Source organism: Streptomyces sp. NPDC058653, from assembly GCF_042716895.1.
Lineage (GTDB): Bacteria > Actinomycetota > Actinomycetes > Streptomycetales > Streptomycetaceae > Streptomyces.
Genome location: NZ_JBHXRM010000002.1, coordinates 192,509 through 214,060 on the forward strand (window position 1 = coordinate 192,509; position 21,552 = coordinate 214,060).

General features: G+C 72.2%; 21 protein-coding genes and 2 pseudogenes. 10 read left to right on the forward strand and 13 right to left on the reverse strand.

The window, feature by feature from the left end; genetic code table 11:
• Positions 1-34: 34 nt before the first annotated feature.
• Positions 35-1,345: an erythromycin esterase family protein gene (locus ACFWU9_RS02575; protein ID WP_384314111.1), complete on the reverse strand. Its 1,311-nt coding sequence runs from the start codon at positions 1,343-1,345 to the stop codon at positions 35-37.
• Between the two features lie 138 nt (positions 1,346-1,483).
• Between ACFWU9_RS02575 and ACFWU9_RS02580 the strand changes: the two genes are divergently transcribed.
• On the forward strand, positions 1,484-2,488 hold the full coding sequence (locus ACFWU9_RS02580) for a superoxide dismutase (protein WP_384314113.1): 1,005 nt from the start codon (positions 1,484-1,486) through the stop codon (positions 2,486-2,488).
• Between the two features lie 105 nt (positions 2,489-2,593).
• On the opposite strand, the gene ACFWU9_RS02585 is transcribed toward ACFWU9_RS02580, so the two are convergent.
• Positions 2,594-3,952, reverse strand: a complete 1,359-nt coding sequence (locus ACFWU9_RS02585) for a tetratricopeptide repeat protein (RefSeq protein ID WP_384314115.1) — start codon at positions 3,950-3,952, stop codon at positions 2,594-2,596.
• 280 nt (positions 3,953-4,232) lie between these two features.
• Between ACFWU9_RS02585 and ACFWU9_RS02590 the strand changes: the two genes are divergently transcribed.
• Positions 4,233-4,484, forward strand: a complete 252-nt coding sequence (locus ACFWU9_RS02590; RefSeq protein ID WP_384314117.1) for a DUF6400 family protein — start codon at positions 4,233-4,235, stop codon at positions 4,482-4,484.
• Entirely contained in the window at positions 4,468-4,689 is a 222-nt protein-coding gene (locus tag ACFWU9_RS02595) for a hypothetical protein (RefSeq protein WP_384314118.1), read from the forward strand. The genes ACFWU9_RS02590 and ACFWU9_RS02595 overlap by 17 nt, the downstream gene beginning before the upstream one ends.
• A gap of 36 nt (positions 4,690-4,725) precedes the next feature.
• Here ACFWU9_RS02595 and ACFWU9_RS02600 read toward each other — a convergent pair whose 3' ends face one another.
• Complete coding sequence (locus ACFWU9_RS02600) at positions 4,726-5,058, reverse strand: DUF397 domain-containing protein (protein ID WP_384314120.1); 333 nt, start codon at positions 5,056-5,058, stop codon at positions 4,726-4,728.
• Complete coding sequence (locus ACFWU9_RS02605) at positions 5,042-5,881, reverse strand: helix-turn-helix domain-containing protein (RefSeq protein WP_384314121.1); 840 nt, start codon at positions 5,879-5,881, stop codon at positions 5,042-5,044. Before ACFWU9_RS02605 ends, ACFWU9_RS02600 begins: the two co-directional genes overlap by 17 nt.
• 124 nt (positions 5,882-6,005) lie before the next feature.
• On the opposite strand from ACFWU9_RS02605, the gene ACFWU9_RS02610 reads away from it, so the two are divergent.
• Together ACFWU9_RS02610 and ACFWU9_RS02615 are read left to right on the forward strand one after the other, a co-directional pair.
• Positions 6,006-6,248: a hypothetical protein gene (locus tag ACFWU9_RS02610; protein ID WP_384314123.1), complete on the forward strand. Its 243-nt coding sequence runs from the start codon at positions 6,006-6,008 to the stop codon at positions 6,246-6,248.
• A complete protein-coding gene (locus ACFWU9_RS02615) occupies positions 6,245-6,478 on the forward strand; it encodes a hypothetical protein (RefSeq protein ID WP_384314125.1) in 234 nt (77 codons plus the stop codon). The genes ACFWU9_RS02610 and ACFWU9_RS02615 overlap by 4 nt, the downstream gene beginning before the upstream one ends.
• A 174-nt stretch (positions 6,479-6,652) precedes the next feature.
• Here the strand turns inward: ACFWU9_RS02615 and murQ are convergent, their stop codons facing one another.
• Both murQ and ACFWU9_RS02625 read right to left on the reverse strand, forming a co-directional pair.
• On the reverse strand, positions 6,653-7,636 hold the full coding sequence (gene murQ / locus ACFWU9_RS02620; protein ID WP_384314127.1) for an N-acetylmuramic acid 6-phosphate etherase: 984 nt from the start codon (positions 7,634-7,636) through the stop codon (positions 6,653-6,655).
• A 100-nt stretch (positions 7,637-7,736) separates the two neighbouring features.
• Complete coding sequence (locus ACFWU9_RS02625) at positions 7,737-8,654, reverse strand: MurR/RpiR family transcriptional regulator (RefSeq protein ID WP_384314129.1); 918 nt, start codon at positions 8,652-8,654, stop codon at positions 7,737-7,739.
• 79 nt (positions 8,655-8,733) lie between these two features.
• On the opposite strand from ACFWU9_RS02625, the gene ACFWU9_RS02630 reads away from it, so the two are divergent.
• A complete protein-coding gene (locus ACFWU9_RS02630; protein WP_384314131.1) occupies positions 8,734-9,132 on the forward strand; it encodes a hypothetical protein in 399 nt (132 codons plus the stop codon).
• A gap of 1 nt (position 9,133) precedes the next feature.
• Positions 9,134-9,409 (forward strand): DUF4031 domain-containing protein, encoded by a 276-nt coding sequence (locus ACFWU9_RS02635; protein ID WP_384314133.1) that lies wholly within the window; start codon positions 9,134-9,136, stop codon positions 9,407-9,409.
• 49 nt (positions 9,410-9,458) lie between these two features.
• Here the strand turns inward: ACFWU9_RS02635 and ACFWU9_RS02640 are convergent, their stop codons facing one another.
• The 5 genes and pseudogenes from ACFWU9_RS02640 to ACFWU9_RS02660 form a co-directional block, all read right to left on the reverse strand.
• Positions 9,459-10,685, reverse strand: coding sequence for a Cmx/CmrA family chloramphenicol efflux MFS transporter (locus tag ACFWU9_RS02640; protein WP_384314399.1), 1,227 nt, complete (start codon positions 10,683-10,685; stop codon positions 9,459-9,461).
• Between the two features lie 84 nt (positions 10,686-10,769).
• Positions 10,770-11,435 (reverse strand): hypothetical protein, encoded by a 666-nt coding sequence (locus ACFWU9_RS02645; protein WP_384314400.1) that lies wholly within the window; start codon positions 11,433-11,435, stop codon positions 10,770-10,772.
• Between the two features lie 174 nt (positions 11,436-11,609).
• A pseudogene (locus ACFWU9_RS02650) lies at positions 11,610-12,572 on the reverse strand (YihY/virulence factor BrkB family protein); the annotation flags it as partial.
• A gap of 111 nt (positions 12,573-12,683) precedes the next feature.
• Positions 12,684-13,556, reverse strand: a pseudogene (locus tag ACFWU9_RS02655) (ThuA domain-containing protein); the annotation flags it as partial.
• A 128-nt stretch (positions 13,557-13,684) separates the two neighbouring features.
• Positions 13,685-16,003: a heavy metal translocating P-type ATPase gene (locus tag ACFWU9_RS02660; RefSeq protein WP_384314135.1), complete on the reverse strand. Its 2,319-nt coding sequence runs from the start codon at positions 16,001-16,003 to the stop codon at positions 13,685-13,687.
• A gap of 164 nt (positions 16,004-16,167) precedes the next feature.
• Here ACFWU9_RS02660 and ACFWU9_RS02665 point away from each other — a divergent pair, with 164 nt between their 5' ends.
• Together ACFWU9_RS02665 and ACFWU9_RS02670 are read left to right on the forward strand one after the other, a co-directional pair.
• Entirely contained in the window at positions 16,168-17,112 is a 945-nt protein-coding gene (locus tag ACFWU9_RS02665; protein ID WP_384314137.1) for a hypothetical protein, read from the forward strand.
• A 166-nt stretch (positions 17,113-17,278) separates the two neighbouring features.
• Entirely contained in the window at positions 17,279-17,983 is a 705-nt protein-coding gene (locus ACFWU9_RS02670) for a copper homeostasis protein CutC (RefSeq protein WP_384314139.1), read from the forward strand.
• Positions 17,984-18,104: 121 nt separating this feature from the next.
• Here ACFWU9_RS02670 and ACFWU9_RS02675 read toward each other — a convergent pair whose 3' ends face one another.
• Together ACFWU9_RS02675 and ACFWU9_RS02680 are read right to left on the reverse strand one after the other, a co-directional pair.
• Complete coding sequence (locus ACFWU9_RS02675) at positions 18,105-18,779, reverse strand: signal peptidase II (RefSeq protein WP_384314141.1); 675 nt, start codon at positions 18,777-18,779, stop codon at positions 18,105-18,107.
• Positions 18,780-18,793: 14 nt separating this feature from the next.
• Entirely contained in the window at positions 18,794-20,923 is a 2,130-nt protein-coding gene (locus ACFWU9_RS02680) for a HelD family protein (RefSeq protein WP_384314143.1), read from the reverse strand.
• A 396-nt stretch (positions 20,924-21,319) separates the two neighbouring features.
• Here ACFWU9_RS02680 and ACFWU9_RS02685 point away from each other — a divergent pair, with 396 nt between their 5' ends.
• Complete coding sequence (locus tag ACFWU9_RS02685; RefSeq protein WP_384314144.1) at positions 21,320-21,529, forward strand: hypothetical protein; 210 nt, start codon at positions 21,320-21,322, stop codon at positions 21,527-21,529.
• Positions 21,530-21,552 lie beyond the last annotated feature (23 nt).

A 21,552-nucleotide genomic window follows, 5' to 3' on the forward strand; every position in this document is an offset into this window, starting at 1 on the left:
GCTGCTTCGGTGGCGCTACTGGGGCCCTACCGCGTCATGTCCGCACAGGGCGGTACGGCGGGATCGGCCGCGAGTCCGTCGACACCGCGACGTACGCCAGGCCGTCGTACTCCCGCGACAGACGGACCGGGGCGGTCTCACGCCGGTAGAACCAGCGCGTCACCAGCGCGCCGAACGTCCGCGTCTCGTGCGTGGCGTCGACCCACTCCCGTACGGCGCGCGGCGCGTCGTCCGCCTCCGCCGGGCGCAGGTCCAGCAGATGGTCCGCCGGTGTGGCGGCGCCGAGTCGGGCCTCCACCGTTGTGCTGGGCGCGGCGCCGATCGGGTTGCCCTCGGCGATACGGCCCGTCAGACCGCCGATCCCGCTCCAGGGCCCGGGCCAGAGACGGTGCGCGCGAAAGCTGCCCGCGCCGAAGAGGAACCCGAAGGCGTAGTACGCGTCGCCGAACCGCTCGCGCAGATGCGCGCCCAGCGGCAGTGTCGCCGAGTCGTCGCCCGTACGGCCCTTCGCCACATGGCTGTTGTGGCCCCAGAGCACCACCTTGGCCGCGGGGTCGTCCAGGATCTCGCCGACCGCCTCGGCCATGTACCGGTCGCGCGCGGCGAGAACCGACCGCTCCGGGTCTTGGTGCTGTCCGCTGCGCGTCACCAGGTCGGCGGCACGGACCAGGATCCGGGCGTGCCGCACCGCCACGGCCCCGGCCGGGGTGTCCTCGTGATCGCGGACGAACTCCAGCAGGTTCACCGCCTCGCGCATCAGCTTCTGCTCGGGGTCCGGGCGCGATCCCGGATAGGCGGTGGCGAGCACGCCGAGCGAGGAGTGCAGGGCGGGCAGCCGGTCCGGCGCCACGCTGGTCAGGAACGCCTCCAGCACCGCGAGCGAATCGCCGGACCGCTGCGGGTCGACGCCGACGAAGCGGACCTTGTCGCCCTCCGGACGCCCCTCGTTGTACGTCCGCATCCACTCGATCATGTCCAGGACCTCTTCGGTCCGCCAGGTCCAGAACCCCAGCCCGGTCAGCACCTGCGAGGCGTCACCGACACCGCCCCGTACGTACGCGTCGACGGCGGGGCCCGCGGACGCGCTCGCCTCCATGGCCAGCGTCGTGAAGCCCAGCTCGGTGACGAGGTACTCCAGCAGCCGGTGCTTGAGCCGGAAGAACTCGCTCGTGCCGTGGGTGGACTCGCCGAGCCCCACGATCCGCACACCGTCGAGGACTTCCTTCAGCGGGCGCAGGTCGGTGGTGGGCGCGCCGGCGGTCAGACCGCCGCTCAGGGGCAGGGCGTTCTCCGAGAGCCAGCCCGTCACGTCGCCGGACAGGGTCTCCCGATCATTCGCTGACATGCCGCCGAGGCTACAGCCGCGCCCCATCCGTACCCACACGGGGAACTCGCCGCCGGGTGCGGGGCGTTACGTCAGCGCATAGCGCACCGGAGTTGCTCTCTGTCCCCAGGCACCCCGAAGCCCCGGAGGCTCGACGCCATGTCTCAGACCCCATCCGACTCCTCCCGCCCCTCCAGCCCCTCCCGCCGGGCGCTGCTCGGCGGTGCGGCGGCGGCCACGCTCGCGCTCGCCACCACGGCGGCCGGCGGTACGGCCACGGCGGACTCCCGCCACGGGAGGCCCGGCCGTCCGGGCCGCCCCTCCTGGCCCACCGACTTCCCGCTGCCCAACGGCTTCCGCCCCGAGGGCATCGCCATCGGCGGCGGCCCGTACGCCTACATGGGTTCCCTCGCCGACGGCTCGGTCCGCCGCGCCGACCTGCGCACCGGCGAGAGCCGGACCGTCCTGGCGGGCGCGACCGGCGGCGCCGCCAACGGTCTGAAGCTCGACCGCGACGGCCTGCTGTACGTCTCGGGCGGTGTGAGCGGCTCGATCAAGGTGCTCGACACCCGTACGAACCGGCTGACCGCCACGTACCAGCCGACGACCGCCGGCTTCGTCAACGACGTGATCCTTTACGGGGACCGGGCCTGGTTCACCAACTCGCACGCGCCCGTCCTGTACACCGTGCCGCGCGGCGGAAAGCGGCGCGGCAAGGACGGCCTGCGGAGCGTCCCGCTCGGCGGCGAGTGGGAGCAGGCACCCACCGGCATCAGCGCCAACGGCATCGAGACGACGCCGGACGGCCGCGCGCTGATCATCGTCAACAGCCCGCTCGGCAAACTGTTCCGGGTGGACCCGACGACCGGGCACGCCACGAACATCACCCTCAAGGGGGCGCCGAACGTCGTCAACGGCGACGGTCTGGTGCGCGTCGGCGACCTGCTGTATGTGGTGCAGAACCGGCTCAACCTGGTCACCGTGTTCGAGCTGGACGCCCGCGCCCGCACGGCGACGCTGCGGCGCTCCATCACCGACCCCCGCTTCGACGTCCCGACGACGGCGGCGCGCTTCGGCAACCGCCTCTACCTGGTCAACGCGCGGTTCTCGACGCCGCCGACCCCGGAGACGACGTACAACGCCGTCGCGGTCCCGCTCCACTAGCCGGGCCCGACACGCCGCTCCGATGAGACGTGCGCCGGGCTCCGCCCCGAGCCCGGTGCACCCTTCGGCCCGACGGCCCCGGGCCGAACGCCTCAACCGCCCCGCTCAGAAAGGGGGTTCGGTGGTGAACGTGCCGGACCAGACGGGTGTGAACGGCTCCGGCTCGCGCCACTGAACGATCGCCACCGCCTCCTTCACCCGGCCCAGCTCCACGAGGTGGCCGGCGAGCGGATCCGGGTTGGTGCGCGCGAACGGTTCCAGGACGGTGACCGCCTCCTCGGTCCGACCGGCCTCCGCGAGGAGGTCGGCGACGGTCTCCGCCGCGTACGAGGAGTCTCCCTCGGGGTGCGACCGCGCCAGTTCGACGGCCGCGTCGAGCAGGCCCGCGTCGGCCATGAGCAGGAGCCGGGGCCTCAGGAGCTCCCACTCCTCCACGCCGTCGCGGCGCGCCTTGAGGGCGTCGAGACGGGCCAGGCCCTCCCGGGCGCGGCCGTGGACGGCGTACAGGGTGCACAGCGTGTCGACGAGCCAGTCCTCCGCGCCGCCGGGGGAGTCCACGAGCGTGCCCATCACCTCGATCGCCTCGTCGCCCCGGCCGTGCCGGGCCAGGAGCCGCGCCAGTTCCACCGCGCGGTTGCCCCGGCCGATCCGCGAGCCGTGCGCTTCCCGGTACACGGCGATCGCGCCCTCCACGTCGCCGCGCTCCTCCAGCACCTCGGCGAGGCGGCGCAGGGCGATCCCGAGCGGCTCGGCCTCCGCGTACGCCCGCAGCTCCTCGATCCGGTCCTGCTTCGCCAGCAGATCCGCCAGCTGATCGCGGTTGTTGACGGAGGTGATCTCCTGCCGGGTGCGCAGGAGGGCTATCGCCTCGTCGACGCGGCCCTGGCGTTCATGGATCGTCGCGAGGAGACCGAGGACCATATGGGGTGCGAGGCCCCGGCAGCACCAGGGGCTCTCGCACCGGTGCCCGGCCGGGAGCCGGGTGGCCAGCAGCGCGGCGACCTCCTCGTCGCGGCCCGTTCCCTCCGCGATGTCCACCAGCGCGGTGGCGAGGAACCAGTCCTCGATCCCGGCGCTCAGCAGCGCGACCGCCTCGTCCTCACCCCCGTGCCGGGCCAGCAGCCGGGCGAAGAAGTCCAGCGCGGTCCCGCCCGCCGCCGCGTACGGCCGGGTCAGCGCGATCGCCTCCTCCGCGCGCCCCCAGGACTCCAGCAGTTCCGCCTCGGCCCTGGCGGCGGGCCACCAGCCGGTGGCGACGTACGGTGCCAGCACATCCAACGCCTCGGCCTGTTGGTCCCTCCCACCGAGCAGCCGCGCCCACTCACGCGCACAGAACCACTCCCCACGGCCCGCCTGGAACCTCACCTCGTCCTCGTGGCCGAGATCGAGAAGCCGGGAGACGAGGGCCGGAGGGATACAGCCGGACCGGGTCCGGCCCCGGCGGTCAAGATCAGCGACATCCATGGCAGCGCACCCTAGCCACCGCCCCCCGGAGCCGCCGCCCCGGGCCCGCCGCACCCCGCCGGCTCGCGGTGAAGTGCGTCACACTGGGGTGAGTGGGCGGGCTCCGGCTCACCCGGCCGGGGACAGCAACGGCCCACCCCCGTCGTCCTGTCCGACGGAGTTACGTCGCCGCAGGTCACAGCGGGCGACTTAGGGCACCCTTCCCTCTTGTGGGGGTGCCTGGTAAAGATGGAAGGGTTCCATCGGCACACAGGTACATCGGTACATCGGAAGTCTTGCCATGAACCAGGAAAACAACGACGACCTCACCCCCTTCACCTTCGATCTGACCCAGGACGAAGCCCGGCGGAGGGCCGAGGTCCTGGCCGCGCTCGGTCCCGACTGGGACCCGGTCGAGGCCATCCGGGGCGAGGACGAGGCGTACGCGCTGCTCTACTCGGGCCTGGACGCCGAGCAGCAGGCGACCTACGACCGGCTGGTGGCGGCCGGTGTCCTCCCAGGGGACGAGCCGGGCCGTGCGGCTACCCATTGACCCCCAGGCGGACCCCTCCCGCCGCGCCTGGCTCCCCTGCCCGGTCTGCGACGACGCCCGCCACTGCGAGACCTGCGCCTCCCGCCGCAACTGCGGCGACCACTGGCGCTATCTGATCTCCAACAACGGCCCGGTACTCCACCTCCAGTGCCCGCGCTGCACCCACGCCTGGTCCCTCAACACCCGACCGGGCACGACGCGCTGAGCCGCGCCCACGCGAGAGCGGCAAGCACGGCGGGGACTACGCGAGCGGCGACCCGGTCTTGAGGCTCGCGACGAACGCGGACCAGGCTTGGGCCGGGAAGACGACGCCGGGGATCTCGGGGGACTTGGAGTCGCGGACGGGGACGATGTCGGGGAGGCCGTCGACGACTTCGAGGCAGTTGCCGCCACTGCCATCGCTGTGGGTCGACTTGCGCCAGGTCGCCATTTCGAGGCAGTCGCCGCCGCTCCCACCGCTGTAGGTGGACTTGTGCCAGGTTGCCATCTCCAGACAGTCGCCGCCGCTGGCGTCGCTGTAGGAGGACTTGTGCCAGGTCGCCGCACTCAGGTCGTACTCATTGATGCGCTTCATGGTTGTAATCCTCCGCCAACTGTTCGATGAGGGCTAGGGAGTCGCGCGGTGACAGCGCGCTGGCCCCAACCAAATCGTAAGTCAGCTCGTATTGCGCGACCGATGCCGGATCATCGAGGAGTTGGCCTGAGCCCATGCTCTGGAGATAGGTGAGAGGAGGGGCGTCGGAGAAGGACATCAGCTTCAACGCACCTCCGAGAGCCATATGTCCACCAGCGCTGAACGGCAGCACTTGCACGATGATTCGGTGGCGGCCTGCCAGATTCGCCACATGGTGCAGTGCCTCCGCCATCACAGCAGGGCCGCCTACCTGACGTCGGAGCGTCGCCTCGTCAAGAATTCCCCAAAACAGCGGGGTGGTTGGATCCGACAGCAGCTTTGCTCGTTCGAGTCGCGTTGCGACGAGTTCGTCGATCACGTCCTCCGTGGCAGTGGGTAGACCGGCACGGAACACCGCCCGCGCATACCCCTCCGTCTGCAACAGCCCCGGAATCAGCAGCGGCGCGTACTCCTTGATCGCCGTCGCGATCGCCTCGGCCTCCGCCGCGTCCGCGAAGTGGTCCGGGTACTTCGACTTCGTCGCCGCGTCGCAGTTCCGCTCGAAGAAACCCGCCGTGCCCAGGATCTCGTCCAGCTTCACCGCGTACTCCAGTTGCATCCGACGCGTACCCGCCTCAAGTTGGCCGATGAACGCCCCGCTCACGAACAGGGGCGCGCCCAGCGCCTCCTGGGTCATGCCCGCTCTCTCACGGGCGTGCCGCAGCTCCGCTCCCAGCAGGGCTCGTGGTGAGGACGACGGGTCGAGCTTCTTGGGGCCGGGCATGGCAACTCCCATCGACGGCACGTACATCACGTGGGCTTGTTGGCCGGATGTCTCTGTTCAGGCTAACCAGAGATGACCACTCTGTGTGGTGGAAGCGAGCACTCAGAGTGGAGGTTGGCGTTCAGTGGACAAGTCTGCGGAAGAACGGCGCAAGGTGGCTTTCGATCAGGTAAAGGCGGCCGAGGAAGCCGTCGAGCAACTGAGGTCCGGGCTCGCGGCGGCCGGGATCGTCCTCCCGTCGCTGCGGATCGACCCGGTCTCGTGCTCGGGCGACGGGCCGGTCAATCCGCTGGTGGAGCTGGGGCGTTGCAACCTGGCGACCGCACGGCAGATGGCCGCGGTGCTGGAGGAAGGGGCCCGGCCGTGAGCGGCGGCGTCGACGGCGGGTTCGTGCCGGAGGTCGGGACGTACGCGGTCGATTCGCGGGACGGGCGCGTGGGGCAGGTGATGGCGCTGGAGGACGACTGCGTACAGCTACGGCCGCCGGGTGGCGGCGTGGAGTGGGACTGCCCATCGGGCTGGATCCATCCGGCCCCGCCGAACGAGACGCTGCGCGCGAAGGTGACGGAGATGAACCGCGCCCGCCGCCTGCCGTGAGGCCGGCTTAGCGGGCCGGGCTTCCCCGGGCGGGTCGGCCGCCCGGGGGAGCAGGTGCCGTTCGGGAATCCGGTCGTGCTGCCCGAGCCGGTCGGGACGGCGCTGGACACCGCGGCGTTCCCCGGAGCGCCCGTCGTGCGGGACGCCGGGCGCTTCCATCGCGCCTCTTCGAGGTCAAGGGCGCCCGTGAGGGGTACCGTCGCCGTTCTTCGATGCCTGGAGCGCCACCCGCAGATGGCCGTGCGATTCCGCCAGGAGCTCGGCCGCCCTCGGGCCGTCGACCGAGCCCAGGATGGTGAGGATCGCGTTCTTCACCTCGCCGTCCGTCGCCGCCAGCGCCGCCTCGATCTCCTCGTCCGGCGCGCCGGTCGCGAGCGCGACGATGCGGCGGGAGCGGGCCCGCAGCTTCTCGTTGGAGGCGCGGACGTCGACCATCAGGTTCCCGTACGTCTTGCCCAGGCGGATCATCGTGATCGTCGAGATCATGTTGAGGACGAGCTTCTGCGCCGTGCCGGCCTTCAACCGCGTTGATCCCGTGAGCAGTTCGGGGCCCACGACGATCTCCAGGCCGTGTTCCGCCGCCGCCGCGAGCGCGCTGTCCTCGTTGCAGGAGAGGCCGATGGTGAGCGCGCCCAGCGCACGCGCGTGCTCGACCGCGCCGATCGCGTACGGCGTGCGGCCGGAGGCCGAGATGCCGACGACCGTGTCGTTCACGTCGACCTTCAGCTCGTCCAGGTCCTTCGCCGCCAGCTCCTTGGAGTCCTCGGCGCCCTCGACGGACTTGACCATCGCGCCGGGCCCGCCCGCGATCAGGCCGACGACCTCCGACGGGTCGGTGTTGAAGGTGGGAGGGCACTCGCTCGCGTCCAGGACGCCGAGGCGGCCGGCCGTGCCCGCGCCGGCGTAGACCAGCCTGCCGCCACGGGCCATCCGCTCGGCGGTGGCGTCGATGGCGGCGGCGATACGGGGGAGCTGCGCGGCGACGGCGGCGGGGACGGTCTGGTCCTCGCCGTTCATCACGCGGGCGATCTCCTCGGTGGAGCGGCGGTCGATCTCGGCGAGCTCGGGGCGGAACGCCTCGGTGGTGAGCGTGGCGAGTTCGGCGCGGAGTTCGCCGTACGAGGGAGAGGAGGAGGCGTCGGTGGGCATGGAGGTCATGAAGAAGCGGCTCTTTCTGGCGAGCTGGCAGAAACCTGAGGAAGCCCCGTTGATGTGCGGTGACGCGGTACAGCGACGCGCGGTTCGGCGCCTGCGCGGTTCAGCGTGTGCGTGGCGAGTGGCGGTGCGCCAGCGCCTCGTAGGACGCGGCGAGCGCGGGTGCGGCCGTCTCGTACGTCCGCTGTGCGACGCCCACGAACAGGCAGTCCACGACAAGGAGCTGACTCGTGCGGCTGGACATCGCCGCCGGCCGCAGCTCGCTCTCACGGGCCGTGGACGTGGTGAGGACGTGGTCCGCGTACTGCGACACCGCCCCGTCCGGCCGGCCGGTGATCGCGACCGTCGTCGCGCCGCGGTCGAAGGCCACGCGCAGCGGCTCTATGACGTCCCCCGTCGAGCCGGAGTGCGTGATCGCGATGGCCACGTCGCCCGCCCGGAGCTGGACGGCGTTGGTGACGGCGAGGTGCGGATCGCTGTGCGCGTGCGCTATCAGGCCGATGCGCAGGAGCTTCTGCGCCAGGTCCATGCCGACGAGACCGCTGGCCCCTATGCCGTAGATGTCGATACGGCGCGCCGCCGCGGCGGCGGTGACGACCGCGCCGAGCTGGACGGTGTCGAGCCCGGCGGCCGTGTCGGCGAGGGTCTGCTGCTCGTCGTAGGCCAGCTTGGCGACGACGTCGGCGATCGGGTCGTCCACCGCGATGTCGGCCGTGACGGCGGGGGCGGCCCCGGACTCCTGGTGGGCGGCGAGGCCGGCGAGGGCGAGACGCAGATCGCGGTAGCCGGGGTAGCCGAGGAGGCGGGCGGTCCTGACGACGGTGGCCTCGCTCGTACCGGTGAGCTCGGCGAGGCCGGTGACGGTGAGGGCGGCGGTGCCCGCCGGGTCGGCGGCCACCGCTTCGGCGACGCGCTGCATGGAGCGGGTCATCGAGGGCGCGAGGGTGCGCACCTTGGCCGCGAGGGCGGCGGGGGCCGGAGGGGCGCCACCGCTGTAAATTTCCTTCACGTCACTGGTCACGGGTGAAAGATAATTTCAGCACTGGGAGACGTCAAGCCATGACGCGGTCGTCACGGGGGACGCGTACGACAATGGGGGCATGGAAGACATGAACCCCCTGGAGCAGGCGCTGCACACCGCACGCGCCCTGGTCCTCGCCGACCTCGCGGCGGGTGACGTCGCGCGGGCCGAGATCGTCTCACTGGTGGAGGACGCCGTGTCGCACCGACGCTGGTGGGTGGAGCAGTGGCCGGAGGGGGTCGAGTACGTCGCCGGGCTGGTCGCCCAGGACGTGCAGGACGCCCTTCTGGAGAGCCACGGGCGGTGGCCGCTCTGCCCCGTCTGCGGCGAGTCCCGGACGGAGCTGGCGGCCGAGGGCGGACCGCACGCGCTGGAGATCGAGCCGGAGCTCGGCGCCGATCCGCACTGGGTGTGCGGGAAGGCGGCGGTCGTGGTGGCCCCGGTGGGGTCGCTGGGCGCGGTGCTGGGGGCCGGGTGACATGACCGTGTACATCGACCCGCCGACGTGGGCGGGGCACGGGCGGCTGTGGTCGCACATGGTCAGCGATGTGTCGTACGAGGAACTGCACGCGTTCGCGGCGGGGATCGGCTGCCCGCCGCGCGCGTTCGAACGGGACCACTACGACGTACCGGCCCATCGGTACGGCGAGGCGGTGCGGGCGGGCGCGGTGGAGGTGGGCTCGCGGGAGCTGGTGCGGAGGCTGACGGGGGCGGGGCTGCGACAGCGGAAGCGGTGGGGCGGAGGGCCGTCGTAGGCGCGGTGGCGTGCGGCTTCGGACGCGGCGGACGGGCGGGCCGGGGGCTTCAGACGCGCGGGACGGGCTCGCCTGCCACGGTCGGCGCTGTCGCCGGCACCGGCGCGCCCTTCGCGACCAGTCGCGTACGGCCCGTGCGCTGGTGGCGCATCGCCAGCAGCACCAGGGCCACCGCGACGACCGTCATCGCCGCCCCCGCCCATGCCGTCGACGCGAAGCCGAGGCCCGCGTCGATCACCGTGCCGCCCAGCCAGGGGCCGCCCGTGTTGCCCATGTTGAACGCCGAGGTCGCCGTCGCGCCCGCCAGGATCGGGGCCGCCGCCGCCACGTTGAACATCCGGGCGTTGAGCGCCGGCGCCGTGTAGAACGCCGAGAAGCCCAGCAGCAGGGAGAGCACCACCACCGCGACCGCGCTCGACGCGAGAAGCGCCAGCGCGGCCAGGAACACCGCCGACGCCACCACACCGCTCAGCAGCACCCCGAAGAGGTGCGCGTCCGCGACCCGGCCGCCGATCACCGTGCCGATCAGCGCGCCGACGCCGAACAGCGCGAGCACCGTCGGGACCCAGCCCTCGTCGAGCCCGGCCACGTCCGTCAGCAGCGGGGCGAGGTAGGAGAAGGCGCAGAAGACACCGCCCGCGGCGAGTGCCGTGATGGCGATCGCGAGCCAGACCTGGCGGTCGCGGTAGATCAGCAACTCGCGTCGCAGCTCCGGCTTCTCCTCCGGCACCGGGATGCGCGGGATGAGGGTCGCGACACCGACCAGTGCCACCGCGGAGGCCGCGCCGACCGCCCAGAACGCGGAACGCCAGCCCAGATGCGTACCGAGGAACGCGCCGGCCGGCACGCCGAGCACGTTGGCGATCGACAGTCCGCCGATCATGACCGCCATCGCGCGGGCGCGCGACGTCTTCGGCACCATCGCGATGGCGACCGCCGCGCCGACCGCCCAGAAGCCCGCGCACGCGAGAGCGCTGACGACGCGGGAGACGAAGAGCACCTCGTAGGTGGGCGCGAGCGCGCCCGCGACCTGGCCGAGGCCGAAGACGGAGATCAGCGCGACGAGGGTCGTACGGCGGGGCAGCCGCAGCGTCGCCACCGCGAGCAGCGGGGCGCCGACCACCATGCCGATCGCGAAGGCGGATATCAGCAGACCTGCCTGGGGGATGGTGACATCCATGTCGTCGGCGATCGGCGGCAGCAGCCCGGAGAGCATGAACTCGCTGGTGCCCAGGGCGAAGACGGACAGCCCGAGGATGTAGACGGCGAGCGGCATACGGGCGTGGCGGGGGGCGACGGGAGCGGAGTCTGGCATGGCACGTACAACCACCGTGCCCGGCCCCGTCATTCCGGTCCGCTCTCAGGTGAGGTTCGTCAGCTCGCCGTTGAGGTTGGCGCGGGCCCGCTCCTCCCAGAGCGCCGCACCGTGCGGTGTGTGGAACAGCCGTTCCAGATCGAGGAGTTGGCGCAGTACGGCGGCCCGGCCGGCCCGGAACGCGTCCTCGGGGACGAAGCCGTACTCCTCCCGTACGGCACGGGTGTACGCCTCGTACGCCTCCGGTTCGCTCGCCAGGATCGCCAGGTCCGCGTCGCACAGCACGGCGCCGTTGGTGTCGCCGGGCGCCGGGTCGTGGGTGACGGTGAGGCGGACGAGACGGGCGACCTCTTCCGTGACGTCGGCCGGTACCGCCGCCTCGGTGAGCGCGCGGACGGCGACGACGGCGCTGCGCTCCTCGTTCTCGGAGCGCTCGGGGTGGTACACCGCGTCGTGGAACCAGGCCGCGAGGCGTACGGCGTCGGGGTCGTCGGCGTGGGCCGCGAGGGTGTCGATGTGGTCCAGGACGGCGGCCAGGTGGGCGGTGGTGTGGTACCGGCGCTGGGGCTCGGCCCATCGGGAGAGGAGGTTGTCGGCGAAGGGGTGGGCGTCGGGGGCGGTGACCCCTCCCCGTACGGCGATGAGGGTGTGCTGCCAGCGGTCGCGCAGGCTGCGGATGCGGTCGTCGGGCACGTCGTGAACTGCTGCCATGGGGGGAGAGCCTAGAACCTGCTGTGTACCGGTCTCCCGGGTGGACCCGGGTGGCAGCGATCCGCTCCCCATGCCGGTGGGGCGCGGCGAGGCCGCCGTGCCGCCCGGTCCGGCGGCCAGCTCCGCGTTGAACTGGGCGCCCGCGACCAGCGACAGGTTCGACAGCCACACCCAGATGAGGAAGACGACGCTGCCCGCGAGCGAGCCGTAGACCCGGCTGTACGTCCCCGAGTGCGACGCGTACACCGCGAACAGCGCCGACGTCCCCAGCCACAGCAGCACGGCGAGCACCCCGCCGGGCAGCGCGAGCCGCAGATGGCGGGTGTCGGGCGGGCCCGTACGGAAGACGAGGAGGACCAGGACCGCCGCGAGCGCCAGCAGCAGCGGCCACTTCACCACCGTCCAGACCACGGTCGCCGTACTCCTGATGCCCAGCGCCGGAGCGATGTCGTGGACCACGTCGCCCGTCAGCACCAGCGTGAACGCGCTCGTGACGAGGAGCGTCAGCAGCACGATCGCCGTGATGACGAGACGCGGGGCCTTGCGCCACGGCGGGCGGTGGTCGACGGCGCCGTTGATCCGGTGCAGCGCGCGGCGGAAGACGCCGAGGTAGCTGGAGGAGGACCAGAGCGCGCCGACCACACCGAAGATCAGCAGCAGCCAGGCGGCGGTGCGCTGGTGCCCCATCTCGGCCAGCCACTCGCGGACCAGATGCCGGGACTGCTCCGGGACGAGCGAGGCGATCTGGTGGGAGAACTCGCTGGTGGCCTGGGAGCCGGCGAGGCCGATGGAGGCGACGGTGATCAGGAGGGACGGGATGATCGCGAGGACGGTGTAGTACGTGAGGGCGGCGGCCCAGTCGGTGGCGTCCTCACGCCACAGCGCCAGTGGGACGCGCCGGAGCGCCGTCGCGTAGCGGCGGCCGTCGGGCCGGGGGCGGTGGACGCGCCGGGGATGCGGGGGCCACCAGTGGTGTGCCGGATGGGGCTTGGGCACTCTGGTCTCCCCGGTGGGTGGTCGGCGGTCGGGCCGGGCAGCCGTCCTGTCCTGCTGCCCGCTCTTCAGGGTGCCCTGAGAGTGGCTTCCCAGACGGTTCACGGGCGTGGCGCTCGTGTGGTGTCGCACCGGGGGAGACATGGCGGAGGCCGGTGACCGCGACGCGTGCCCCCGAGACCGGTCTCTGTCTCGGGGGCACGCGTCGGGGTCACCGGCCCCGGTCGGACCGCTACCGCGCCGCTACTGCGCGGCCAGCCACTTCAGACCGTTGATCACGAAGCGGTTCTGCGTCGCGCTGGCGAACGTGGACGACAGGCCGGTGTTGGTGTTGTAGTCCATGGCGTTGTGGCCGAAGTTCGCGTACAGCATCTTGTAGTTGTTGTTGGTCCAGAGGATCGGGTAGTCACCGCTGTACCAGGACTGGTTGGGGTCCGTGCCGAGCGGGAAGCTCGACGGGTCGACCGAGGCCAGGACCTTGATGTTGGGGTTCGAGCGGAGATTGCTGGACCAGCTGTACCACTCGCTGACCGACGAGGTGAAGGTCGACGGGATGCCCGCGAGCGCCGGGTGCGAGGAGTTCTCGGTCTTCAGCTTGGCGGTGGTCGGGCCCCAGGTGTTGGACTTGAAGTTCCCGCTGCCCAGGAACTCGTTGTGGTACCAGGGCCACGACTGGGCGCCGGTGGTGAAGGCCGCCACGTGGAAGCCCATCCAGCCTCCGCCGTTGCGCATGTACTGCTCGAAGCCGGAACGCTGGGCCGCGCTCTTCGGCAGGTCGTCGAGGAAGAGGACGACGTCGACGCCCTGGAGGCCGCTGCCGGTCAGCCGGTTCCAGTTGTTGGTCGACTCGTACGTGAAGTTGTTCGCCGCGGCGGTCTGCGGGAACCACTTGTTCGCCTCTTGAACGAAGTTGATGTGCGCGGCGTCCCAGGTGCCGCTGTAGAAGCCGAGGACCTTGAAGTCCGCGGCCTGCTTGGCGGCGGGGGCGGCCGAGGCCGCCGGTCCGGTGGCCGGTACCGCGGCCAGCCCGAGGAGGACGGCGAGCAGCAGGAACAGGCGGAGCGGGCCTTGGGCGAGACGTGTCGTGGTGGGCACGTGACGATCCCTTCCTGAGTGGGGGACTGTCATGTATATGACAGACAGAAGGATCGGGGGACGGGCGGTGACAACAGAAAGCGCTTCCCTTCGATCTAAGAAGTGAAGCGCCACCCTGTCAAGACTTTGGTCTGGACCAGCCCGCCGACCCGTCGGACCGGTCAGACCGTCGCCTTGAAGCCCCGCAGCCGCAGGGAGTTGCCGACGACGAAGACCGACGAGAACGCCATGGCCGCGCCCGCGATCATCGGGTTCAGCAGCCCGGCCGCCGCGAGGGGGATCGCCGCGACGTTGTAGCCGAAGGCCCAGAAGAGATTGCCCTTGATGGTGCCGAGGGTCCGGCGCGAGAGCCGGATGGCGTCGGCGGCGGCGCGCAGGTCGCCGGTGACGAGCGTGAGGTCGCCCGCCTCGATGGCGGCGTCCGTGCCGGTGCCCATCGCGAGGCCCAGATCGGCCTGGGCGAGTGCGGCGGCGTCGTTGACACCGTCGCCGACCATCGCCACCGATCGGCCCTCCGCCTGGAGGCGCTTCACGACATCGACCTTGTCCTGCGGCATGACCTCCGCGATGACCTGCCCGGCGTCGATCCCGACCTCCTCGGCCACCGCAGCGGCGACGGTGGTGTTGTCGCCGGTGAGCAGGATCGGGGTCAGGCCGAGGGCGCGCAGGCGGCGGATCGCCTCGGCGCTGGTGTCCTTGACGGCGTCCGCGACTTCGAGGACGCCGCGTGCCTCCCCGTCCCAGGCGACCGCGACGACGGTGCGGCCCGCGGCCTCCGCGGCCCTCTTCCGGGCCACCAGGTCCTCGGGGAGGTGGATCTCCCACTCGGCGAGCAGTTTCGCCCGGCCGACGAGGACGGCGTGGCCCTCCACGACGCCCTGGACTCCCAGGCCGGGGACGTTGGCGAAGTCCTCGGGGGCGGGGAGGGGGCCGGTGCGGTCGGTGGCTCCGGTGGCGATCGCGCGGGCGACGGGGTGCTCGGAGGCGTGCTCCAGGGCGCCCGCCAGGCGCAGGAGTGCGGACTCGTCCGTGCCGGGGGCGGGGTGGGCGGCGAGGAGGGTCATCCTGCCGGTGGTGACGGTGCCGGTCTTGTCGAGGACGATCGTGTCGACCGCGCGGGTGGATTCGAGGACCTCCGGGCCCTTGATGAGGATGCCGAGCTGGGCGCCCCGCCCCGTACCCACCATGAGCGCGGTCGGGGTGGCGAGCCCCAGGGCGCAGGGGCAGGCGATGATCAGGACGGCGACGGCGGCCGTGAACGCGGCCGTCAGGCCCGCTCCGTTGCCCAGCCAGAAGCCGAGCGTGCCGAGCGCGAGCGCGATGACGACGGGGACGAAGACGGCGGAGATACGGTCCGCGAGGCGCTGGGCGGAGGCCTTGCCGTTCTGCGCGTCCTCGACCGTCCGGGCCATCCGGGCGAGCTGGGTGTCCGCGCCGATCCGGGTGGCGGTCACGACGAGACGGCCCCCCGCGTTGAGGGTCGCGCCGGTGACGGTGTCGCCGGGGCCGACCTCGGCCGGGACGGATTCGCCGGTGAGCATCGAGGCGTCGACGGCGGAGGTGCCCTCGGCGACGGTGCCGTCGGTGGCGATCTTCTCCCCGGGCCGTACGACGAACCGGTCGCCCACCGCCAGCTCACCCGTGGGCACGGTCACCTCGGCCCCGCCCCGCAGGACCGTGACCTCCTTCGCGCCCAGCTCCATCAGGGCCTTGAGCGCGGCGCCCGCCCTGCGCTTGGCGCGGGCCTCGAAATACCGCCCGGCCAGGATGAACGCGGTGACGCCCGCCGCCGCTTCGAGGTAGATGTTGCCCGCGCCGTCACCGCGCTCGATCGTCAGCTCGAAGGGATGGGTCATTCCGGGCATGCCCGCCGTACCGAAGAACAGCGCCCACAGCGACCAGAGGAAGGCGGCGGACGTACCGACCGAGATCAGCGTGTCCATCGTCGCCGCGCCGTGCCTGGCGTTGGTCCAGGCGGCCCGGTGGAACGGCCAGGCGGCGTACGTCACGACCGGGGCGGCCAGCGTCAGCGACAGCCACTGCCAGAACTCGAACTGGAACGCCGGGACCATCGCCATCGCGACCACCGGCACCGAGAGGACGACGGCCGTGATCAACCGCTCGCGCAGGGGCCGCAGTTCGTCGTCCTCCCGCGCGCGGTCCCGGTCCTGGGCGCCGGCGTCCGCGGTGCCCCGCGGCGGTTCGGGCGGGGGTGGCTCGACGGCGGTGTAGCCGGTCCGCTCGACGGTGGCGATCAGATCGCCCACGGAGAGGACCCCCGGCGCGTAGCTCACCCTGGCCTTCTCCGTCGCGTAGTTGACGGTCGCCTCGACGCCCTCCATGCGGTTCAGCTTCTTCTCGACACGGGCGGCGCAGGAGGCGCAGGTCATGCCACCGATGGCGAGCTCGACGGAGGCCCTCGGGGTGGCCGGGGCGTCGGGGGCGCCGACGGACGTGTCGGTTGCCGGTGTGGTGCTCATGGCTCGCCTTCTCCTCTGTGTCGGGCGTATCGCGGCCGGGGCGCCTTCACGGCTGCTACCCCTGGGGGGTATCCGGTCGCCGCTCCAGGTATACCCCTCGCCCCTATCGGGAGCAAGGGTAGTTCCTCGCTTGACTTTATACCCCCTGGGGGTATCTTCGAACCATGAACATCACCGCGAACACCGGAGTCAGGATCACCGCGTACGCCGCCGCGCTCGCCGCGACGTTCGGCGTCGCGTACGGGGTGGGGACGGGGGTGGACCCCGTTGTCGCCGAGAAGCCGCCGCCCGCGAAGCACGAGAGGGAACACGCGGAGAAGCCGCCGCCCGCCGGGCGCGAGGAGCCGGGCGCGGCGGAGCCGGCCGCCGGGGGGCTCCGGATCTCCGACGGCGGCTACCGCCTCGACCTCGAAAAGACCGCGGTCGCGGCCGGGGCCCGTACGGAACTGAGGTTCTCGATCAAGGACACGCACGGCCGCGCCCTCACCTCGTACAAGCGCGAGCACGAGAAGGAGCTCCACTTCATCGTCGCCTCGCGCGATCTGACCGTCTTCCGTCATCTGCACCCGGCGCGCGCGGCCGACGGCGTCTGGGCCGTCCCGGTCGAGCTGCCCCGGGCGGGCGACTACCGCGTCTTCGCCGACTTCACGCCCGGTGGGGCCGCCGTCGAGGAGGGCGGGGCTCATGGCGACGGCGGGCACGCCGGCCCCGCGACGAACCTCACACTCGGCGCGGACCTCGCCGTATCGGGGCCGTACGAGCCCTCCGCGCTCCCGCCCGTCCGCGCGACCGCCGAGGTCGACGGATACCGGGTCACGCTCAAGGGCGCGCTGACCCCGGGCAGGGCGAGCGAACTGAGGCTGACGGTCGGCAAGGACGGCAGGCCCGTCACCGACCTCCAGCCCTACCTGGGCGCGTACGGCCATCTCGTCGCCCTGCGTGCCGGCGATCTCGCCTATCTGCACGTCCATCCGGACGGCCGTTCCGGCGCGAACGTGTCCTTCGGGGCGACCGCGCCGAGCGAGGGCACGTACCGGCTGTTCTTCGACTTCCGGCACGAGGGGAAAGTCCGGACCGCGGCGTTCACGGTGCGGACCGGGAGTCACTGATGTGGTGTGCTGGGGATTCGGTGATGCGGACGCGCCGTGCGGCATCGTAGGCTGCCTATTGGACTAGACCTGTAGCACCCGCAGCGGGTCGAGTGCCGGCCGGCCGCCCCACGTCCGGTCCGGCGTCCATCCCCCACGACCAGCTTCCCGAACGGAATGGGTTCCCATGAGCAAGCGCGCAGTCCTGGAGGTGATCGCCCTCGACGCCGAGGACGCCGTCGCGGCCCAGGCCGGCGGGGCGGACCGCCTTGAGCTGGTCACCGACATGGCGGCGGACGGCCTCACCCCGGCGGTCGAGACCTTTGCCAAGATCCGTGCCTCCGTCGACATCTCGCTGCGCGTGATGCTCAGACTCCAGGACGGGTTCCTGGCGGGCTCGCCGGAGGAGGTCGACGCGCTGGTGGACCTGGTGGGCGCCCTGCGGGTCGAGGGCGCCGACGAGTTCGTGCTGGGCTTCCTCGACATCGCGGGCAACGCGGACCTCGTCACCGTCGAACGGCTCGTCGCCGAGCTGGACCCCTGCCGCTGGACCTTCCACCGGGCGATCGACCGCGCGTCCGACCGCGACGAGCTGCGCAGGCAGCTGGCGGACCTGCCCGGCCTGGACACCTATCTGACGGCGGGTTCGGCGAGGGGGGTCGACGCGGGCATCCCGGTCCTGCTGGCGGAGGCGGCGTCGGCCGTCGACGGCGAACCGGGGTACGGGCCCGAGCTCCTCGTCGGCGGCGGGCTGCGGCTCGACCATCTGCCGCGGCTGCGCGAGGCGGGCCTGAACGCGTTCCACATCGGCGGCGCCGCGCGGCCGAACGGCTGGGGCGCGCCGGTGGACGAGGCGACGGTACGGGAGTGGCGCGAGGCGATCGACGCGTAGGCGGGGGGCGCGTGTCGCCGGTGCGGTACGGCCGGTGCGGGGTGTCACCACCTTGTGGTGCCTGAGGTGCGTTCGACGCGTTCCGGCGCGCTGCGAGGCGCCGGCCACCCGGCGCGGGCGGTCAGTCCGTCGGTTCGGTCGGTTCGGTCGGTTCGGTCGGCTCCTTGCGCCCCGGGGGGTCCGTCGCCTCTATGCCCTTGAACGAGAGCACCATGACGGTGACCGCCCCCGCGAAGATCCCGATGTCGGCGACGTTCCCGACGAAGAAGCCCGAGTAGTCGATGAAGTCGACCACATGACCGTGCCCGAAGCCGGGCTGGCGGAGGAGACGGTCGCCGAAGTGGGACGTGGCGCCGCCGAGGAGCAGCCCGAGCGCGTACGCCCACGGGGTGGAGCGCACCCGCCACGCGTACCAGCCGATGGCCACCGCGGCGACACCGGCGAAGACCGTGAAGACCCAGGTCACGCCGGTGCCCATGGAGAAGGCGGCGCCCGGGTTGTAGACGAGCAGGAAGCGGATGGTGTCGCCGACGACCTGGATCGTCTCGGAGTCGCCCAGCGCGCTGGTGGCCCACCACTTGGTGGCCTGGTCGACGAGCAGGAGCGCGAGGGCGACCGCGAGGGCCGACCGGAAGAGGCGGCGGCCGGGGGGCGTCGTACCGCCCGCATCGACCGGCCCGGCGGTCGCCGTGGCGGGGCCGCCCCCGGGCACCGCCCCCGTCTCCGCACCGGGCGCCCCCGGCGTATCCGTCGCAGCCACCGTCGTCTCCGCCTCGGGCTCATCGTTCGAGTTCACCCGCCCAGTGTCGCCTACCGGGCCGGGCCCGCCCAGGGGGTGCCCAGTTCGTCCGGCAGCGGGGAGCCGTGGACCACGATCAGGCCAGACACCGCCCGGGTCAGGGCCACGTACAGACGGCGCAGGCCCGTGCGGTCGTCCGGCTCGCCCGCGACCACCGCCGACGGTTCGTCCAGGACCACGTAGTCGTACTCCAGACCCTTCGCGAGCGAGGCCGGGACCAGGGTGAGCCGCGAGGCCGCCGTCGTCTCCTCGCCGGGGGCCAGATACGGCAGGTCCGCCGCCGACAGCGCGGCGGCCAGCGCCGGGACACGGGCGTCCGCCGCGATCAGGCCGATCGAGCCCTCGTGACGGGAGGACTCCACGCAGGCCGCGACGACCGCCGCGTCCAGGTCGCCCGCCGCCACGGCGCGTACCGACAGCGAACCCGGCGACTCACGGACCGACGCCACCTCCGTCAGCCCCGGCGAGATCGCGGGCAGCAGGCGCGACGCGTAGGCGATCACCTCGCGCGGTACGCGGAAACCGGCCGTCAGTTCCTCGACGACCGCGTCCGGCTTGCCCAGATGCGTCAGCGCCTCCGCCCAACTCGCCGTCGCCCAGGGCGTGGTGCCCTGCGCGAGGTCCCCCAGCACGGTCGCCGAGCCGGTCGAGCAGCGCCGACCCACCGCGCGGTACTGCATCGGTGACAGGTCCTGCGCCTCGTCCAGTACGACATGGCCGAGCGAGTGCGTACGGGACACCAGGTCGTTCGCCTCGTCGATCAGCACCGCGTCCGCCGACGACCACTTCGCCGTCTTCAGGCTCCGGGGCGGCTTCTCCCACAGCAGCGCCTTCTGCTCGTCCGCCGTCAGCAGCCCCTCCGCGTGCCGCGCGAGGAAGTCCGCGTCGGAGAGCAGGCGCAGCACCAGCTTCGCCGGGTCGACGGCGGGCCACATCGCCTTGACGGCGGCCTTCACGGCGGGGTTACGGGCCACCGCGTCCTGCACCCGGTCGTCGGGTGCCTCGCCGGATCTCTCCATCTGTACGAGCACGGCGTGCGCGATGCGCTGGGGGAGGGCGTCGTGCGCGGCGCCGTAGCGGATGTCGCGGTCCAGCAACTCCCGTACCAGCTCTTCGAGTTCGTACGCCGGGACGCGCCAGCGCCGGGAGCCGCGCACCACCATGACCGGCTCCGTCGGCAGCGTGACGTGCGAGCGGACCGCGCGGCGCAGCACCTGCGCCATGCGCGCGTCGCCCTTGACGACCGCGGTCGCCGCGCTGTCCACGCCCCGTACGCGCACCTGGCCTGGGCCCGAGGCGACCAGTTCGTCGACAGTCGCCTGCTTGACCTCCAACTCGCCCAGCGCGGGGAGCACTTGCTCGATGTAGTGGAGGAAGGAGGCGTTCGGTCCGATGACGAGGGTGCCGGTACGGGCGAGCCGGTCGCGGTGCGCGTACAGCAGATACGCCACCCGGTGCAGGCCGACGGCGGTCTTTCCGGTGCCCGGACCGCCCTGCACACAGACGGAGCCGCTGAGCCCGGACCGGACGATCTCGTCCTGCTCGGGCTGGATCGTGGCGACGATGTCGCGCATGGGGCCGACGCGCGGGCGCTCGATCTCGGCCTGGAGCAGCTTGCTGGAGTGGGCGGTCTCCGTCGGGTCGGAGAGGTGTTCGTCCTCGTACGCGGTCAGTTCGCCGGCCGTGTAACCGAAGCGGCGGCGCAGGCCGACGTCCAGCGGGTTCTTCTTGGAGGCCTGGTAGAAGGGCTGCGAGACGGGCGCGCGCCAGTCGATGACCATCGGGTCGCCGTCGGCGTCGTGGACATGCCGCCGGCCGATGTAGAAGCGCTCGCCCTCGGCGCCCTCGGCCTCGTCGGCGCCGACGGCGTGCAGATAGTCGAGGCGGCCGAAGAAGAGGGGGGTGTGGGAGAGGTCGGCCAGGGCCTTGATGCGGTCCTCGATCTGCGTTTCGAGGACGGCGGCGTTGACCCAGTTCGCCGTCACGTCGCGGATGTCGAGGGACTGGACGTCCTCGCGCATGGAGCGGAGGGCGGCGCGGGAGGCGCTGAGATGCGCGCGCTCGCGGGCGAGGAGCGGATCTGCGGTGCCGGTGCCGGTGCTGCTGACCGGCTGGGTCGGTGCGGGGTCGTGCGCGGACACGGTGGTGCCTCCGGAATGTACGCAGGCCGACGGGCCGCGACCCGGTGGGGGGCGGGGCGGCGGCGCACGTCGGTGGGGGATCACGTCAGGGCAGCCGTCCGGTTTCCGACCGGACGGCGGCGCTCCTCGGAGGGAGGCGGGAGAAGAGGGAGAGTGTAGTCATCGGGCGACGTCGGGGCGAACGGGTTTCTACGCCCGGCCGTCGACGGCGTACGACCGCGTACCCCCGCGTCACCTCGGGGTCTCCCTCCGGTCGCCGTCCTTCCCCGGTGGGTCTCAGGGGCGGGGGAGTAGTCCCCGTAGGGGATGCCGTATCCCTGGAGGCGTACGGAGGGGAGTTTTGGTTTCCCCCCGGGGAGCGATGTGTTTCGGTCGCGGGAGAAGCACCATTGAAGTATGAGTACAGCGACCTTCACCCCCGTCCAGTCCGTGCACGTGGGCCCCGCGTACAGCGGGGCGACGGCGCTCGGTTCCGCTCCTCACTCCGGCCCGCACGCCCCGCACCCGGTGGGCAACGCGCTGCGGGCCGTCAAGGTGTTCGTGACAGCCGCGTTCAGCGTGGCGGTGCTCGGTGAATACGGGGAGGATGCGGGCATATTGCGCTGATCCGAAGCGTCTCACCGGGGTTC